The sequence below is a fragment of the Pseudideonella sakaiensis genome, from assembly GCF_048320135.1.
In the GTDB taxonomy this organism is placed as follows: domain Bacteria; phylum Pseudomonadota; class Gammaproteobacteria; order Burkholderiales; family Burkholderiaceae_C; genus Ideonella_A; species Ideonella_A sakaiensis_A.
The window spans coordinates 3,219,271-3,236,351 of record NZ_CP182947.1; the positions used below are offsets into that span (position 1 = coordinate 3,219,271).

General features: G+C 64.5%; 16 protein-coding genes. 13 read left to right on the forward strand and 3 right to left on the reverse strand.

Annotated features, from left to right (window positions below; genetic code table 11):
* Positions 1-96: 96 nt before the first annotated feature.
* Positions 97-654 carry an HNH endonuclease gene (locus ACNH6H_RS14570; RefSeq protein ID WP_418318638.1) on the reverse strand — a complete coding sequence of 186 codons (558 nt, stop codon included), beginning with the start codon at positions 652-654 and terminating at the stop codon, positions 97-99.
* Between the two features lie 271 nt (positions 655-925).
* On the opposite strand from ACNH6H_RS14570, the gene ACNH6H_RS14575 reads away from it, so the two are divergent.
* From ACNH6H_RS14575 to ACNH6H_RS14610, 8 genes are all read left to right on the forward strand, one after another.
* Entirely contained in the window at positions 926-1,591 is a 666-nt protein-coding gene (locus ACNH6H_RS14575) for a TetR/AcrR family transcriptional regulator (RefSeq protein WP_418318639.1), read from the forward strand.
* A 61-nt stretch (positions 1,592-1,652) separates the two neighbouring features.
* Positions 1,653-3,443, forward strand: a complete 1,791-nt coding sequence (locus tag ACNH6H_RS14580) for an acyl-CoA dehydrogenase C-terminal domain-containing protein (protein WP_418318640.1) — start codon at positions 1,653-1,655, stop codon at positions 3,441-3,443.
* A gap of 48 nt (positions 3,444-3,491) precedes the next feature.
* A complete protein-coding gene (locus ACNH6H_RS14585) occupies positions 3,492-3,929 on the forward strand; it encodes a DUF2147 domain-containing protein (protein WP_418318641.1) in 438 nt (145 codons plus the stop codon).
* A gap of 20 nt (positions 3,930-3,949) precedes the next feature.
* A complete protein-coding gene (locus ACNH6H_RS14590; protein WP_418318642.1) occupies positions 3,950-6,355 on the forward strand; it encodes a 3-hydroxyacyl-CoA dehydrogenase/enoyl-CoA hydratase family protein in 2,406 nt (801 codons plus the stop codon).
* Between the two features lie 43 nt (positions 6,356-6,398).
* Positions 6,399-6,830, forward strand: a complete 432-nt coding sequence (locus ACNH6H_RS14595; protein ID WP_418321332.1) for an endonuclease domain-containing protein — start codon at positions 6,399-6,401, stop codon at positions 6,828-6,830.
* Positions 6,831-6,859: 29 nt separating this feature from the next.
* Positions 6,860-8,089, forward strand: coding sequence for an acetyl-CoA C-acyltransferase (locus ACNH6H_RS14600; RefSeq protein WP_418318643.1), 1,230 nt, complete (start codon positions 6,860-6,862; stop codon positions 8,087-8,089).
* A gap of 125 nt (positions 8,090-8,214) precedes the next feature.
* Positions 8,215-8,991, forward strand: coding sequence for an enoyl-CoA hydratase (locus ACNH6H_RS14605; RefSeq protein ID WP_418318644.1), 777 nt, complete (start codon positions 8,215-8,217; stop codon positions 8,989-8,991).
* Between the two features lie 48 nt (positions 8,992-9,039).
* Complete coding sequence (locus ACNH6H_RS14610; RefSeq protein ID WP_418318646.1) at positions 9,040-9,870, forward strand: SDR family oxidoreductase; 831 nt, start codon at positions 9,040-9,042, stop codon at positions 9,868-9,870.
* A 57-nt stretch (positions 9,871-9,927) separates the two neighbouring features.
* On the opposite strand, the gene ACNH6H_RS14615 is transcribed toward ACNH6H_RS14610, so the two are convergent.
* Together ACNH6H_RS14615 and ACNH6H_RS14620 are read right to left on the reverse strand one after the other, a co-directional pair.
* Complete coding sequence (locus tag ACNH6H_RS14615) at positions 9,928-11,019, reverse strand: serine endopeptidase (RefSeq protein WP_418318648.1); 1,092 nt, start codon at positions 11,017-11,019, stop codon at positions 9,928-9,930.
* A gap of 33 nt (positions 11,020-11,052) precedes the next feature.
* Positions 11,053-11,490 (reverse strand): acyl-CoA thioesterase, encoded by a 438-nt coding sequence (locus ACNH6H_RS14620; RefSeq protein ID WP_418318650.1) that lies wholly within the window; start codon positions 11,488-11,490, stop codon positions 11,053-11,055.
* 101 nt (positions 11,491-11,591) lie between these two features.
* Here ACNH6H_RS14620 and ACNH6H_RS14625 point away from each other — a divergent pair, with 101 nt between their 5' ends.
* From ACNH6H_RS14625 to ACNH6H_RS14645, 5 genes are all read left to right on the forward strand, one after another.
* Positions 11,592-13,469 carry an ABCB family ABC transporter ATP-binding protein/permease gene (locus ACNH6H_RS14625; RefSeq protein WP_418318652.1) on the forward strand — a complete coding sequence of 626 codons (1,878 nt, stop codon included), beginning with the start codon at positions 11,592-11,594 and terminating at the stop codon, positions 13,467-13,469.
* 94 nt (positions 13,470-13,563) lie between these two features.
* The gene (locus ACNH6H_RS14630; RefSeq protein WP_418318653.1) at positions 13,564-14,670 is read left to right on the forward strand and encodes an S-(hydroxymethyl)glutathione dehydrogenase/class III alcohol dehydrogenase; all 1,107 of its coding nucleotides are present in this window, start codon (positions 13,564-13,566) and stop codon (positions 14,668-14,670) included.
* 105 nt (positions 14,671-14,775) lie between these two features.
* Positions 14,776-15,708, forward strand: a complete 933-nt coding sequence (locus ACNH6H_RS14635) for an amino acid ABC transporter substrate-binding protein (protein WP_418318655.1) — start codon at positions 14,776-14,778, stop codon at positions 15,706-15,708.
* 178 nt (positions 15,709-15,886) lie between these two features.
* Complete coding sequence (locus ACNH6H_RS14640; RefSeq protein ID WP_418318656.1) at positions 15,887-16,921, forward strand: amino acid ABC transporter substrate-binding protein; 1,035 nt, start codon at positions 15,887-15,889, stop codon at positions 16,919-16,921.
* A 20-nt stretch (positions 16,922-16,941) separates the two neighbouring features.
* Positions 16,942-17,079 carry a hypothetical protein gene (locus ACNH6H_RS14645; RefSeq protein WP_418318657.1) on the forward strand — a complete coding sequence of 46 codons (138 nt, stop codon included), beginning with the start codon at positions 16,942-16,944 and terminating at the stop codon, positions 17,077-17,079.
* Positions 17,080-17,081: the final 2 nt, after the last annotated feature.

A 17,081-nucleotide genomic window follows, 5' to 3' on the forward strand; every position in this document is an offset into this window, starting at 1 on the left:
TGAACCTGAATCCAAATCCATGCAGTCGACTTGACGTGACTTTGCGTGTCAAACGACATGGAACGGCGCTCGGCGCGGCCGCTGGCGCCCGCGCGCTCAGGCGTGAAGGCGGCTGCTGCGCGGCACGCTGGCGAGCAGAAATTCCATCTGGTCGGACAGGATGCGCCGGCCGCGCAGGATCATGTCCTCGTGCAAGCTCGGCACGTAGGGCAGGTACAAAAGCGTCATGTGCGCTTCTTCAGGCATCCGGTTGCCCTTGCGGCCGTTGCAGGCACGGCAGGCGGTGATGCAGTTCATCCAGGTGTCGGCGCCACCGCGCGAAGTCGGCACGATGTGTTCGCGGGTCAGGTCGTCGGCATGGAAATGGCCGCCGCAATAGGCGCAGACGAGGCGGTCGCGGGCAAACAGTTTGGCGTTGGTCAGTGCAGGGGCCTGCCGCCAGGCGCGGCTCGGCACCACACCCCGCACCGCGATGATCGGGTGCACCTCGATGCGCGACTGCAAGCCGCTGACACGCTGCATCCCGCCGCGCAGCACATAGAAGGCCGGCCCGAGCGTCCAGGCGATGCCGTCGCAGGCGTAGATGATTGCTGCTTCCCTGGCCGAAATCCACGATTGAGGTCGACCCGAGACATCGAGTTGAAGCACTTCCATGAAAACTCCGCTAGCCAACCCGTAGAGTAATGCAATCCGCATGCCGCACTCAATAGCCACTATTTGGCAAACGCGGCATCTCCGTTCCGAATCCAGGCCCGGCGCGAAAACCTAGGGTTTGCCCGCGAAACGCTGCTGATCTAGGCAGCGGGTACTAGAAAAAGCCGGTTTGAGCACGGCACTGATCAGCTTGACTGTGGCTCAAACTGGGCAAAATAGAACGACCGTTCGTTTTCAGCCCGAACCACCACCACCACCACCACCAACCTCGATGTCCGAAACCCTGCACCGCTCGCCGGCCGCCAATGCGCGCAGCCTGCAAAAAGGTCAACAGACGCGCAGCGCGATTCTGGAAGCAGCGCTCGGGCTGTCGTCGCACATCGGGCTCGAGGGCCTGTCGATCGGCGCGCTGGCCGAAGTGATGGGCATGAGCAAGTCCGGCGTGTTTGCCCATTTCGGGTCGCGCGAGGAACTGCAGATCTCGGTGATCCGCGAATACCACGCGAAATTCGAGGAAGAGGTGTTCTACCCGGCCTTGAAGGAGGCGCGTGGTTTGCCGCGGCTGCTCGCTCTGTTCGAGCGCTGGGTGCGGCGGGTCACGGTCGAGCTCGATTCCGGCTGCATCTACATCAGCGGTGCGGTCGAATTCGATGACCGGCCGGGTCCGGTGCGCGATGCGTTGGCAGCGATGGTGCAGGCCTGGCAGGACGCGCTTGAGCGCGCGATCCGGCTGGCGGTCTACGAAGGGCATCTGCGCGCCGATACCGAGCCGGCGCAGCTGCTGTTCGAGATCCACGGCCTGATCCTCGCGCTGCACCACGATGCGCGCTTTCTGCGCGACCCGAATGCGATCGATCGCGCCGGCAAGGCCTTCGACCGGATCATCAACAGCCAGATCACCGACGCCGGCCGCCGCGCCGTGGCGTCGACCAGATGACGCTCGGTCGGCCAATCCGATCGACGACGAAATTGATTCACCAGAACCATCAGGAGTAAGCATGCCCCACTACACCCCACCGCTGCGCGACATGCAGTTCGTGATGCACGAAGTGCTCGAGGTCGGCCAGGCTCTGCAGCAATTGCCGGCCCATGCGGACGTCGATGCCGACACCATCAACGCGGTGCTCGAGGAGGCCGGCAAATTTGCCGCCAATGTCATTTTCCCGCTGAACCAGTCGGGTGATGCCGAGGGCTGCAAGCTCGATCCGGCAAGCCACGAAGTGACCGCGCCGAAGGGCTTCAAGCAGGCCTATGCACAATATGTCCAGGGCGGCTGGCCGGCACTGAGCTGCGACCCGAAATACGGCGGCCAGGGCCTGCCGCTGGTGGTCAACCAGTGCCTGTACGAGATGCTGAACAGCGCCAACCAGGCCTGGACGATGTACCCGGGGCTGTCGCACGGTGCCTACGAGTGCCTGCATGCGCACGGCACGCCCGAGCAGCAATCGACCTATCTGCCAAAGCTGACCAGCGGCCAATGGACCGGCACGATGTGCCTGACCGAAGCGCATTGCGGAACCGACCTCGGCCTGCTGCGTACCAAGGCAGAACCGCAGGCCGACGGCAGCTACAAGCTGACCGGCGCGAAGATCTTCATCTCCGCCGGCGAACACGACCTTGCCGAAAACATCATCCATCTGGTGCTGGCACGTCTGCCCGATGCGCCGCAAGGCAGCAAGGGCATCTCGCTGTTCGTCGTGCCGAAATTTCTCGTCAATGCGGACGGATCGCTCGGCGAGCGCAATCCGATCACCTGCGGTGCGCTCGAGCACAAGATGGGCATCCACGGCAATGCGACCTGCCAGCTCAATCTCGACGGCGCCGTCGGCAGCCTGGTCGGCGAGCCCAATCGCGGCCTGGCGGCGATGTTCGTGATGATGAATGCGGCACGGCTCGGTGTCGGCAACCAGTCGCTCGGCCTGACCGAAGTGGCCTATCAGAATGCCGCCGCCTATGCGAAGGACCGCTTGCAGATGCGCAGCCTGTCGGGTGCGAAGTCACAGTCACAGCCGGCCGATCCGATCATCGTCCATCCCGATGTGCGCAAGATGCTGCTGACCGCGCGCGCCTATGGCGAAGGTGGCCGGGCATTGGCGATCCACATCGCATCGCTGCTCGACCAGCAACTGAACCACCCGGACGAGGCGGTGCGCGAACAGGCCGCCGGCGAGGTCGAACTGCTGACGCCGATCGTCAAGGCCTTCCTGACCGACAATGGCTGGATCGCCACCTCGAATTGCCTGCAGGTTTTCGGCGGCCACGGCTATATCGCCGAATGGGGCATGGAGCAGTATGTCCGCGACTCGAGAATCAACATGATCTACGAGGGCACCAATACGATCCAGTCGCTCGACCTGCTCGGTCGAAAGGTGCTGGGCGACAACGGCGCGCGGCTGAAGCGGTTCGGCAAGAAGATCGCGGCCTTCATCGACGAAGAGGGCACCAACGAGGCGATGCAGGAATTCGTCAACCCGCTTGCCGACCTCGGCGACAAGGTCACCAAGCTGACGACCGAACTCGGGATGAAGGCGATGGGCAATGCAGACGAGGTTGGCGCCGCGGCGGTCGACTACCTGCGCGTCTGCGGTCACCTCGTATTTGCCTATTTCTGGGCCCGGATGGCGAAGGTCGCGCTGGAGAAGCAGTCGAGCGGCGACAGCTTCTATATTGCCAAGCTGGCGACCGCACGTTTCTATTTCGCGAAGCTGCTGCCCGAGACAGCCGGCCTGATCCGCAGTGCCCGGGCCGGCGCAAAACCGATGATGGAACTCGACGCAGCGCTGTTCTGAAACCGGTCGGATCCCGTTCCTTTCTTCCAACCCCTGAAGGAGACACTGATGAAAAAGCTGTTGATCGCCACCGCCGCCCTGTTTTTTGCTGCCGGCGCGTGGGCGCAGGCGACACCGGTCGGTTTGTGGAAAACCATCGACGATGAAACCAAGCAGGAAAAATCGCTGATCAGGGTCACTGAAAACGGTGGCGTGTTGACCGGCAAGGTCGAGAAGATCCTGACCAACAAGCAGGATGCGAAGTGCGACAAGTGCACCGACGCCCGCAAGGACCAGCCGGTGCTCGGCATGATGATCGTCAATGGCGTCAAGCAGAACGCCGACGACAAGTCGATGTGGGATGGTGGCGAGATCCTCGATCCGAACAACGGCAAGGTCTACAAGGTGCGCATGAGCCCGATCGAAGGCGGCAAGAAGATGGAAGTGCGCGGCTACATCGGCATGCCGCTGCTCGGCCGGACGCAGACCTGGGTCCGCGTAGAGTGACGAGCAGCAAAGGAGAAAGCATGAATCGATTTCCCGTCAGAAAGGTTGCCGTCCTCGGAGCGGGCGTGATGGGCGCGCAGATCGCCGCCCATCTGGTCAACGTGAAGGTGCCGGTGATCCTGTTCGACCTGCCGGCCAAGGAAGGGCCGAAAAACGGCATCGTCGCGCGTGCGGTTGCCAACCTGAAGAAGCTGAAACCCGCCCCGCTCGGCAATCCCGACGATGCCGCATTGATCGAACAGGCGAATTACGAAGAGCACAGCGAGCGGCTGCGCGACTGCGACCTGATCATCGAGGCGATCGCCGAGCGGATGGACTGGAAGCTCGATCTGTATACGAAGATCGCGCCGTTCGTCGCTCCGCATGCGATCGTCGCCAGCAATACCTCCGGGCTGTCGATCGGCATGTTGTCCGAGGTATTGCCCGACGAGATCAAGCCGCGTTTCTGCGGCATCCACTTCTTCAATCCGCCGCGCTACATGTCGCTGGTCGAACTGATTCCGGCGCCGCAGACCGAAGCCGACATCCTCGACCAGCTCGAAGTATTCGTCACCACCGCGCTCGGCAAGGGCGTCGTACGCGCGAAGGACACGCCGAATTTCATCGCCAACCGGGTCGGCATCGCCGGCATGCTGGCGACGATCATCGAGGCCGAGAAATACGGCCTCAGCTACGACGTCGTCGACGACCTGACCGGCAAGAAACTCGGCCGTGCCAGCAGCGGCACCTTCCGCACCGCCGATGTGGTGGGCCTCGACACGATGGCCCACGTGATCAAGACGCTGCAGGACAACCTCGGCGACGATCCGTTTTTCCACACCTACCAGACACCGGCGGTCGTGACCTCGCTGATCGAGCAGGGCGCGCTCGGCCAGAAAACCGGCGCCGGTTTCTACAAGAAGGTCGGCAAGGACATCCTGCGCCTCGATCCGGCGAAAAAGGACTACGTGCCCGGCGGCGGCAAGGCCGACGAGATCGTCGCGCGGATGCTGAAGAAGCCGCCGGCCGAGCGGCTGAAGCTGCTGCGCGAATCGAGCAACCCGCAGGCGCAGTTCCTGTGGGCGATCCTGCGCGACAGCTTCCATTACAGCGCGGTCCATCTCGGCGAAATCGCCGAGAGCGCGCGCGAAGTCGACTTTGCGATGCGCTGGGGCTTCGGCATGAAGCAGGGTCCGTTCGAACTCTGGCAACAGGCTGGCTGGCTGCAGGTGGCAGAGTGGGTGAAGGCCGATATCGATGAAGGCAAGGCGCTGAGCAAGGCGCCGCTTCCTGGCTGGGTGTTCGAGGGGCCGGTCGCCCGGCTCGGCGGCGTGCACCAGCCGGACGGCTCGTGGAGCCCGGCGCATGCGCGCTTTGTCGCACCGAGCACCTTGCCGGTCTACCAGCGCCAGCATTTCCGCGAATCGGTGTTCGGCGCCGGCGCGGTCGCACCGCTGGAAGCGGGCACCGAGGTATTCCGCAATGAGGAAGTGCGCGTCTGGACGCTCGACGGCGAGGTGCTGATCGCCAGCATCACCGCGAAGCTGCACCTGATCAGCCCGACCGTCACCGAAGGCCTGCTGAAGGCGGTCGAACTGGCCGAGGAGAGTTACCAGGCGCTGGTGATCTGGTCGCCCGACGATGTCTTCTCGGCCGGCGCGAATCTCGAGGCGCTGATGCCGGTCTTCATGAAGAGCGGTGCAAAAGGCATCGCGCCGGAAGAGAAGAAGCTGCAGGACGCGATGCTGCGCATCCGCTACGCCCAGGTGCCGGTGATCTCCGCGATCCGCGGCATGGCGCTCGGCGGTGGCTGCGAGCTCGCCGTCTATTCGGCGCGCCGTGTCGCCGCGATGGAAAGCTACATGGGGCTGGTCGAGGTCGGCGTCGGCCTGCTGCCGGGTGGCGGCGGCCTGACCTACATCGCGCGGCGTGCCGCCGAGATGGCGTCTGCCGGCAACAACCCGACCGCGGTCGGCGACCTGCAGAAATTCCTCATCGACGGCTTCACCAGCGCCGCGATGGCGAAGGTCGGCACCAGTGCGCTGGAAAGCCTCAAGCTTGGTTATCTGCTGGCCAGCGACATCATCGTGCCGCACAAGGACGAATTGCTGCATGTCGCGCTGCAGCAGGCGAAGGCGATGGCGGCAAGCGGTTACCGTCCGCCGCCGCGCGCACTGTTCCCGGCCGCCGGCCGCAGCGCGATCGCGACGATCAAGGCGCAACTCGTCAACATGCGGGACGGTGCCTTCATCAGCGCACACGACTTCCACATCGCCACATTGATCGCCGAAGTGGTGTGCGGCGGCGATGTTGATGCCGGTGCGATGGTCAACGAGGACTACCTGATGGCGATGGAGCGCCAGCGCTTCTGTTCGCTGCTCGACAACCCGAAGAGCCAGGAACGGATCATGGGGATGCTGCAGACGGGCAAGCCTGTGAGGAATTGACCACCACGAGCGGCAGATGGCAGCAATGACTCAGCGCAGTGACATGGGTCCCCTCTCCCGCTTGCGGGAGAGGGTCAGGGTGAGGGCCCGAGCCTTGCGCTCCCACTCCACTGACGCAGAGCGGATTCTCTGGTTCCATCTGCGTGATCGTCGGCTGGGCGGCTTCAAGTTCCGCCGCCAACACCCGGTCGGGCCATTTTTTGCGGATTTTGTTTGTATCGAAGGGCGGCTGGTGGTTGAACTCGATGGTGGCCAGCACTTCGAGTCCGGTGCGGCCGAGGCAGATCGGCAGCGCACGAGCCTGATCAATCAATTGGGTTTCGCCGTGGTTCGCTTTACCGACCGGGAGGCGCTCAAGCAGACGCAGGCTGTGCTGGCAGCGATTCTGGCGCGGCTTGGCGAATGCGCCCACCCTCACCCCAGCCCTCTCCCGCCAGCGGGAGAGAGGGTCCAACGCATCGATCCCGAACTCTGACACGGGATTTCCACTTTCAAGGACAGAACATGAGTAAACAAGTTCAGGACGCCTACATCGTTGCCGCGACGCGCACGCCGATCGGCAAGTCGGGTCGGGGTTATTTCCGCGCCACAAGGCCCGACGACCTGCTGATCGCGGCGATCCGCCATGCGCTCAGCCAGGTGCCATCGCTCGATCCGAAGGCGATCGAGGATGCGGTGATCGGCTGCTCGTTTCCGGAAGCCGAGCAAGGCATGAACATGGCGCGGGTGACGGCAGCGCTCGCCGGCCTGCCGCATTCTGTCGGCGGCATCACGGTCAACCGCTTTTGCGCATCCGGCCTGTCGGCGATCCAGATTGCCGCCGATCGCATCCGCATCGGCGAGGCCGACGTGATGATCGCCGGCGGTGCCGAGTCGATGAGCCTGGTGCCGATGGGTGGCAACAAGCCGTCGTTCAACCCGGAAGTTTTTGCCCGCGACGAGAACATCGGCATCGCCTACGGCATGGGCATCACCGCCGAGAAGGTAGCGCAGCAATGGAAGGTCTCGCGCGAGGCGCAGGATGCATTTGCGCTCGAGTCGCACCAGCGCGCGTTGAAGGCGCAGCAGGCCGGTGAATTTGCCGACGAGATGACGCCGATCGAGGTCGTCTCGCGCCAGCCCGATCTCGGCAGCGGCGAAGTCGTCACGAAGAAACGCACCGTCGACCTCGACGAAGGCCCCCGCCCCGACACCTCGCTCGAAGGGCTGGCCAAGCTGCGTCCGGTCTTCGCGGCGCCGAAGGATCCGTCCGGCAAGGCGAGTGGCATGGGCAGCGTCACCGCCGGCAACAGCTCGCAGACCAGCGATGGCGCCGGTGCGCTGATCCTGGCCAGCGAGAAAGCCGTCAAGCAGTTCAACCTGCAGCCACTGGCGCGCTTCGTCAGTTTTGCCAGCCGCGGCGTGCCGCCGGAGATCATGGGCATCGGCCCGATCGAGGCGATTCCGGCCGCACTGCGTTATGCCGGGTTGAAGCTCGACGACATGGGCTGGATCGAACTGAACGAAGCCTTTGCCGCGCAGTCGCTGGCGGTGATCGAGACGCTCGGCATGGACAAGAGCAAGGTCAATCCGATGGGCGGTGCGATTGCGCTCGGCCACCCGCTCGGCGCGACCGGCGCGATCCGCGCCGCGACGACGATCCATGCGATGCGCCGGCACCAACTGAAGTACGGCATGGTGACGATGTGCATCGGCACCGGGCAGGGGGCGGCGGGGATCTTCGAGGCTGTTTGACCCACCCCCGTTGCGCCTGACGGCGCTCCCCCTCAAGGGGGCGCCGCCAACGGCCCGGCAGAGCCGGATTCGTGGCGGCTGCTTGATCGCCGAGCAACTGATTCGATTGAATTGCGGAGACCCCGATGAGCATCAAGACCCACTTCCTGAACGGCGTTGCGACGATCGAGATTGCGCGGCCGGAGAAAAAGAATGCGCTGACGATGGCGATGTACGAGGCGATGGCCGAGGCATTGCGATCGGCGCAGACCGACGACAAGGTGCGTGCGGTGCTGATCACCGGGCAGCCCGGCATCTTCACGTCGGGCAACGACCTCGAGGATTTCATGGCGCGGCCGCCGCACATGGGCAGCGACAGCAGCGGCTCGCCGATCTTCGGCTTCATGCACGCGCTGATCGGCTGCGACAAGCCGGTGGTCGCGGCCGTGACCGGCGCGGCGATCGGCATTGGCACGACGATGCTGCTGCACTGCGATTTTGTCTATGTCTCCGACGAGGCACGGCTGGCGCTGCCGTTTGTCAGCCTCGGGCTGGTGCCCGAGTTCGGTTCGAGCCTGCTGATCCCGGCGCTGATGGGCCGTGCGCGAGCGAGCGAAAAGCTGCTGCTCGGCGATCCCTTCACCGGTGCCGACGCGGTCGATTGTGGTCTTGCCAATGCGGTGCTGCCGGCCAATGAGGTCGCCAACCATGCGCGCCGCATCGCTGAGCGGTTCAATGCCTTGCCGCCGGGTGCGGTGCGCGAAAGCAAGAAGCTGCTGCGCCGTGGCGTCGGAGAACAGGTGCTGGAAACCGTCGCTGCCGAAGGTGCGGTTTTCGGCAAGCGGCTGCAGAGCCCGGAAGCGAAGGAAGCCTTCCAGGCCTTCTTCCAGAAGCGCAAGCCCGATTTTTCGCAGTTCTCGTGACCGACCGGTGATCCAGGGCAGGCAGGTCGAGGCAATGGAGGCGATGCGATGAACCTGAACGGCAAGACCCTTTTCATCACCGGCGCCTCGCGTGGCATCGGCCTGGCGATCGCGAAGCGCGCCGCGCGCGATGGCGCGAACATCGTGATCGCGGCAAAAACGACCGAGGCGAACCCGAAACTGCCCGGCACGATCCACACCGCGGCGGCCGAGATCGAGGCCGCCGGCGGCAAGGCGCTGGCGGTGCAGACCGATATCCGCGACGAGGCCAGTGTGCTGGCCGCCGTCGAGCAGGCGGTGCAGGCCTTCGGCGGCATCGACATCCTGGTCAACAACGCCAGCGCGATCAGCCTGACGTCGACGCCGGATACGCCGATGAAGCGTTTCGACCTGATGTTCGGCGTCAATGTGCGCGGCACCTATCTGTGCACGCAGGCCTGCCTGCCGCAGCTGATCGCGTCAGCCAAGGCGGGCCGCAATCCGCATGTGCTGACGATGTCGCCGCCGCTGTCGATGAAGCCGCACTGGTTCCAGAACCATGTCGCGTACACGATGGCCAAATACGGCATGAGCGAATGCACGCTCGGCCACGCAGCCGAATTCAAGCCGCACGGCATCGCCGTCAACAGCCTGTGGCCGCGCACCGCGATTGCCACCGCGGCGTTGCAGATGATCCCCGGCGTCGACATCGCCCGTTGCCGCAAGCCGGAAATCCTTGCCGATGCCGCATACCTGATCCTGACCAGCGACGCGACGACGACGACCGGCAATTTCTTCATCGACGACACGCTGCTGGGCGAGCGCGGCGTGACCGATCTGGATCAATACAGCGTGACGCCAGGGACCAAGCAGTTCATCCCGGACTTTTTTGTCGATTGATCGCGGGGGAGCGCGCCGGTTGGCCCGCGGCAGCAACTCGCGCCATTGCTTGAGATCTCAGGATCGCACTGCGAGGCCGTGATCTGATGCCGTGGCCGCCCCTCTGGCACTGCTCCCGCACGCCGGGCAGTAGTGGAAAAACGCATTCTTCCGCGTCGAGCAATTGCTGCAGCGGTCGAACAGCTTCATGCCGCAGTGGACGCAGAAATTGCACGGCTCGACATCGGCGCCCGGCGTGGCATTGAGGATTGCGCGTTCGCAGCCGGGGCAGACATTGGCGGCCATCTTCTTCAGCGCATCCTCGTAGCCGAGTGCCTGGCGGCGTTCGGTTTCGGTCTGCGCCTCGACCTGCTGGCGTTTCGCGAGGTAGCGGCGCATCGCCTTGATGACGTAGTGGCCGGCGATGATCGTCAGCACAACGCCGACCGCATAACGCACATAGCCGCCATAACTCGGCAGATAGGGCACGAGTTCGACGAAGAAGGCGAACAGCGCAAACAGCACGAAACCGCGCATCAGCGGCCAATAATCACTGTGGCGCTTCTTCGCGACCAGCCAGCCGGCGATCACCAGCAGCGGCAGCGTCAGCGCGAGGCGCAATCCGAAGATGCGCAATTCCTGGCGGAACAATGCCGCGTTGTAGTCGGCGCGTGCGGCGTCGAGCAGGCTGTCCTGCTGCCGGCGCTCGCGCGCGCTGCGTTGCGAGACATCGAGCAATGCCTGGTCGATCGCTTCGAGCGCCTGTTCGGCGCGGCGCTCGCTCGCCTTCAGCGCATCGAGTTCGCGGGTGCGCCGGATCACTTCCGGGTCCTGCGCCGGATCGGTTGTCGCGGTGCGCGTAGCGATCCAGTTCTGGTAGGCGGCGCGCGCCGACTGGTAGCTGTTGCCGGCGGTCGTCAGTGCCTGCTCGGCCTGCGCGCGCTGCTCGCCAAGTTCGCGCTGCCGCACCGTCGACTGCCGAAGCGCCCTGCGCGTCTCGGACAGCGCCTCGCGGTTTGCATATTGCTCGATGTCGAGCCGGGTCTCCAGCCGTGGCAGATCGGCCACCAGCTTGCCGCCGAGCCCGATCAGAAAACCGGCAAAGGCGAACGACAGCAGCCACATCACGAAGCCGAACAGCTTCTCCGGTACACGCAGGCTTTTCAGCATCGTCAGCAGAGGCTCGATGTCACCCGCGGGCTCTCAGCCCGGCCCGATCTGCCGCGGCTGGCCCTGCGCGTCGATCGCGACGTAAGTCAGGTTCGCCTCGGTGACCTTGACGACATGCGGATTGGCCGGATCGCGCTCGGCATAGACCTCGACCCGCACCGTCACCGAGGTGCGGCCGACACGCTCGATGACGGCATAAAAACTCAGCAGATCGCCGATCGACACCGGTTGCTTGAAAATGAACTGGTTGACCGCCACCGTCGCGATGCGGCCGCGGGCCAGCCGCATCGGCAGCACCGCGCCGGCGAGGTCGACCTGGGCCATGATCCAACCGCCGAAAATATCGCCGTTCGGATTGGCGTCGGCGGGCATCGGCATTACCCGCATCACCAGTTCGCGGTCATTCGGCAATGCGGTGAGCCCGGGTGGCTCGGCGCCGCCTTGTGGCCGTGCTGTCGTCTTTTCATTCATCGGCTTCGGTCCGTCTGAGGTCGCTTGCCGATTCTTGCATGGCACCGTGGCCACTGGCCGCGGTGCAATTTCGTCAACCAGCGGCCGTTTTGGCCCTCACGATGCGTCATCACTCTCTCGCCCCGCCAGCCCCGCCTGCTGCCCCCGGATCGCCGGCCGCTGCGCCACGTTCCGACTGGTCGACACTGAAGAAGCTGCTGCCCTATGTCTGGCAATGGCGCTGGCGGGTCGCGGTGGCACTGGCCTGCCTGGTTGCCGCCAAGCTCGCCAATATCGGCGTGCCGCTGGTGCTGAAGGAACTGGTCGACGCGCTCGATCTGAAGCCGGGTGATCCGCGCATCGCGCTGGCGGTGCCGGTGGCGCTGCTGCTGGCCTATGGTGCATTGCGGGTGTCGGTGACGCTGTTCACCGAACTGCGCGAATTTCTGTTTTATCCGGTGGCGGCGCGGATTGCCCGGCGGGTTTCTCTCGAGGCCTTCGAACACCTGCTCGCTTTGAGCCTGCGTTTCCACCTCGCGCGGCAGACCGGCGGCATCTCGCGCGACATCGAACGCGGCTCGCGGTCGATCATGTCGCTGCTGAACTACACGATCTATCACATCGCGCCGACGCTGTTCGAGATCAGCCTGGTGATCATCCTGCTGGCGACCAAATTCGACATCTGGTTCTCGGCGATCACCTTCGTTGCATTGCTGCTCTACATCTTCTATACGGTCAGCGTGACCGAGTGGCGCACGCACTTCCGGCGCGCGATGAACGAGCAGGATTCGAAGGCGAATACGCGGGCTGTCGATGCGCTGATCAACTACGAGACGGTCAAATATTTCAGCAACGAGTCGTTCGAGCAGGGCCGCTACGACGACAACCTGCGCGGGCTCGAGAAGGCCTCGGTCAAGTCGCAGACCTCGCTGTCGATCCTGAATCTCGGGCAGAGCCTGATTATCGCGGTGGCCGTCACGCTGCTGGTCTGGCGTGCCACCGTCGGTGTCGTCAACGGCACGATGACGCTCGGCGATCTGGTGCTGGTCAATGCGCTGATGATCCAGCTGTATATCCCGCTGAATTTCCTCGGCGTGATCTACCGCGAGCTGAAGCAGTCGATGGTCGACATGGAAAAGATGTTCACACTGCTCGCCGAGCACCGCGAGGTCGCCGACTCGCCCGATGCGAAGCCGTTGCGGATCGGCGCGCCACATCCGGACGATCCGCCCGGCCACAGCCACAGCGAGGTCGGCCTGCGTTTCGACAATGTCGATTTCGGCTATGAGCCGGACCGGCAGATCCTGCAGGGCGTCAGCTTCGAGATCCCGCCTGGCGGCACCGTCGCGGTCGTCGGCCCGTCTGGCGCCGGCAAAAGCACGCTGGCACGGCTGCTGTTCCGCTTCTACGATGTCAGCGGCGGCGCGATCACGATCGGCGGCCAGGATATCCGCAACGTCACTCAGCGCAGCCTGCGCGAGGCGATCGGCATCGTGCCGCAGGATACGGTGCTGTTCAACGATAGCGTCGAATACAACATCGCCTATGGCCGGCCCGGCGCCGACCGGGCCGCGGTCGAGGCGGCCGCGAAGGCCGCGCACATCCACGAATTCATCGCCCGCACGCCGCGCGGCTACGACACGATGGTCGGCGAGCGCGGATTGAAGCTGTCCGGCGGCGAAAAACAGCGTGTCGCGATCGCCCGCACGTTGCTGAAGGACCCGCCGATCCTGATCTTCGACGAGGCGACGTCGGCGCTCGACTCGGCCAATGAACGTGCGATCCAGGCCGAACTGCGCGGCGTCTCGCGCAACAAGACGACGCTGGTGATCGCCCACCGGTTGTCGACCGTCGTCGATGCCGACGAGATCCTGGTGCTCGACCACGGCCGCATCGTCGAACGCGGCAGCCATCGCGAACTGCTGGCGCAGAACGGGCGGTATGCGCAGATGTGGCGGCTGCAGCAGAGCAAGAACGACACGGACGGCGGCGGCGCGTGACGCTCGCCGGCCGGTGCGTCGCCGTCGCCGGGTTGCGGCATCATCGGATCTGGTTTTTCCCGCCGTATCGACCACGGATAGCGAAAGGAGTGAGATGAAGACACGCGCAGCAGTGGCCTGGAAGGCCGGTTCACCCCTGACGATCGAGACCGTCGATCTCGAAGGCCCGAAGGCCGGCGAGGTGCTGGTCGAGGTCAAGGCCACCGGCATCTGCCACACCGACTGGTACACGCTGTCCGGCGCCGATCCGGAGGGGCTGTTTCCGGCGATCCTCGGCCACGAGGGCGCCGGCGTCGTGGTCGATGTCGGGCCTGGCGTGACGTCGTTGAAGAAGGACGACCACGTCATCCCGCTCTACACCCCGGAATGCCGGCAGTGCAAGTTCTGCCTGTCGCGCAAGACCAACCTCTGCCAGCTGATCCGCGGCACCCAGGGCAAGGGCCTGATGCCCGACGGCAGCAGCCGTTTCTCGCTCGACGGCAAACCGCTGCTGCACTACATGGGCACCAGCACCTTTGCCAATTACATCGTCGTGCCGGAGATCGCGCTGGCGAAAATCCGCAAGGACGCACCCTTCGATACCGTCTGCTACATCGGCTGCGGCGTGACGACCGGCGTCGGCGCGGTGATCTTCACCGCAAAGGTCGAGGCCGGCGCCAATGTCGTTGTCTTCGGGCTCGGCGGCATCGGGTTGAACGTGATCCAGGGCGCGCGGATGGTTGGCGCCGACAAGATCATCGGCATCGACCTGAATCCGCAACGCGAGGCGATGGCGAGGCGCTTCGGCATGACGCACTTCATCAATCCGAAAGACGTGCCGAATGTCGTCGATGCGATCGTGCAGCTGACCGACGGCGGCGCCGACTACAGCTTCGAATGCATCGGCAACACGACGACGATGCGCCAGGCGCTCGAGTGCTGCCACAAGGGCTGGGGCCAGAGCATCGTGATCGGCGTAGCCGAAGCCGGCGCCGAGATCTCGACCCGGCCGTTCCAGCTCGTCACCGGCCGGGTCTGGAAGGGATCGGCCTTCGGCGGCGCGCGCGGCCGCACCGACGTGCCGAAAATCGTCGACTGGTACATGGACAAGAAGATCGCGATCGACGAACTGATCACGCACCGGCTGAAGCTCGAGCAGATCAACGAGGGCTTCGAGCTGATGAAGCGCGGCGAGTCGATCCGCTCGGTGGTGGTTTATTGATCGTTCACAGCCGTTTCGATCGGCCGCGATACCCAGCGGCCGGCTGCTTCGGTATTTGCCCGATCGTCGCTGGGCCACGCTGCAGCGTTGAATAATCGCCGAACGATGACGATCTGCCGTATCCCCGCTCCGAGACCCGTGTGCTTGCTGAAGGCCGTGCTGGCGGCGGCGTTTGCCGTGACGCTGTTGCCGACCGCCACTGCCGGCACGCTCGACAAGATCCGGCTGACCGGCAGCGTCACGATGGGCGTGCGCGAATCGTCCGGACCGCTCAGTTATGCGCTCGGCGACGGCAGCTACGGCGGTTATCACGTCGAGATCTGCCAGCGTGCGCTGGCCGATATCCAGCAGCAGCTCGGCATGGCGCGGCTCGACATCCGCTACCAGCCGGTCACCTCGCAGAACCGCATTCCGCTGGTGCAGAACGGCAGCATCGACATCGAATGCGGTTCGACGACGAATACGGCAAGCCGGCAGAGGGATGTCGCATTTGCCGTCACCACCTTCGTCGAGGAGGTGCGGTTCGCGGTGCGCGCGGATTCTGGCATCCGCTCATTCGGTCAACTGGCCGGCCGCAAGGTCGTCACGACGACCGGAACCACCGCGGTGCAGACGGTGCGCAAGAACGAACGCACCCGGGGCATCAGCTTCGAGACGGTTTACGGGAAGGATCACGCGCACAGTTTCCGCCTGCTCGAAACCGGGCGTGCCGACGCCTTCGTGATGGATGGCGCGTTGCTCGCCGGGATGATCTCGATGGGGCCATCCCCTGCCGATTACCGCATCGTCGGCGAGGTCTTGTCGGTCGAACCGATCGCGATCATGCTGCGCAAGGACGACGACGCGTTCAGGTTGGCGGTCGACGACAGCATCCGCGCACTGATGAAATCCGGCGAAATCGCCAGGCTCTGGGACAAATGGTTCATGCAGCCGATTCCGCCGGGCCGAACCACCGTCGGCTTGCCGCCGAGCGAGTCGACCCGGGCCGCCTGGGCCGAACCGAATTCGCGGCCGATGGAGGCCTATCCGCCGCGCTGATGCTCGCCGGTCGGGGCCGTTGGCTGGCACGGCGCTTGCATTTTGGTCGGCATGTTGAGGGAAACCCCCCTGATTCATTGGTTTTGAAGCCGCTAGCCTATATGTTCGCGACCTCTCGATCCGCCCGAACGACGGCCGGCTGAAGTCGATCAACCCTCCCCATGAAAGGAAGTACCTGATGCTGAAAACCAAACGCCTGATTCTGGCCCTCGCGACCGCCGCCGGTGCGATGGCGCTGGCGCCTGCCGCTCACGCCGGCAAGACGCTGGATGCGATCAAGGCTCGCGGCCAGGTCATCTGTGGTGTCAATACCGGTCTGGCGGGCTTCTCTGCTGCCGACAGCCAAGGCAACTGGAGCGGCCTCGACGTCGACGTCTGCCGTGCGATCGCCGCTGCCGTGCTCGGTGACGGCAACAAGGTCAAATGGGTGCCGCTGACTGCGCAGCAACGCTTCACCGCGCTGCAGTCCGGCGAAGTCGACATCCTGTCGCGCAACACCACTTGGACGCTGAGCCGCGATGCCTCGCTGGGCATGCACTTCACCGCGGTGACCTACTACGACGGCCAGGGCTTCATGGTCCCGGCCAAGCTGAAGGTCAAGAGCGCGAAGCAGCTGAAAGGCGCGACCGTCTGCGTGCAGTCCGGCACGACGACCGAGAAAAACCTGACCGACTTCTCGCGCGCCAACAAGCTCGATCTGAAACCGGTCGTGTTCGAGAAGCAGGAAGCCGCCACCGGTGCCTATTTCTCCGGCCGCTGCGCGGTGTTCACGACCGACGCATCGGGCCTCGCCTCGGTGCGCACGAAGGAGGCGAAGGATCCGAAGGAACACGTCGTTCTGCCGGATCTGATCTCGAAAGAGCCGCTCGGCCCGGCGGTGCGTCGTGGTGACGATGAATGGTTCGCGATCGCCAAGTGGGTTGTCTACGGCCTGATCGAAGCCGAGGAATACGGCATCACCCAGGCGAACGTCGATGAGTTGGCCAAGACGAGCCAGGACCCGGTCGTAATGCGCATCGTCGGCACGTCGGAAGATACCGGCAAGCTGCTCGGCCTCGACAAGGACTGGATGGTCAAGGCGATCAAGACGGTCGGCAACTACGGCGAGATCTTCGAGCGCAATGTCGGCCCGAAGACGTCGCTGAACCTGCCACGTGGTCTGAACGCCCAGTGGACCAATGGCGGCCTGATGTACGCGCCGCCGATTCGCTGATCCCAGTGAACGAGCCGGCGATGGCCGCCTACGCGGCGATCGCCGGCCATTTTTCCCATGACGGCATGCTCCGGCAGGCGCGCAAGTCGCGCTTGCCGGGTGTCCGTTCGCGCGCGGCGGCCGTCCGGCCGCCGACGCCCCAATCCCCAGGAGGCTGAGC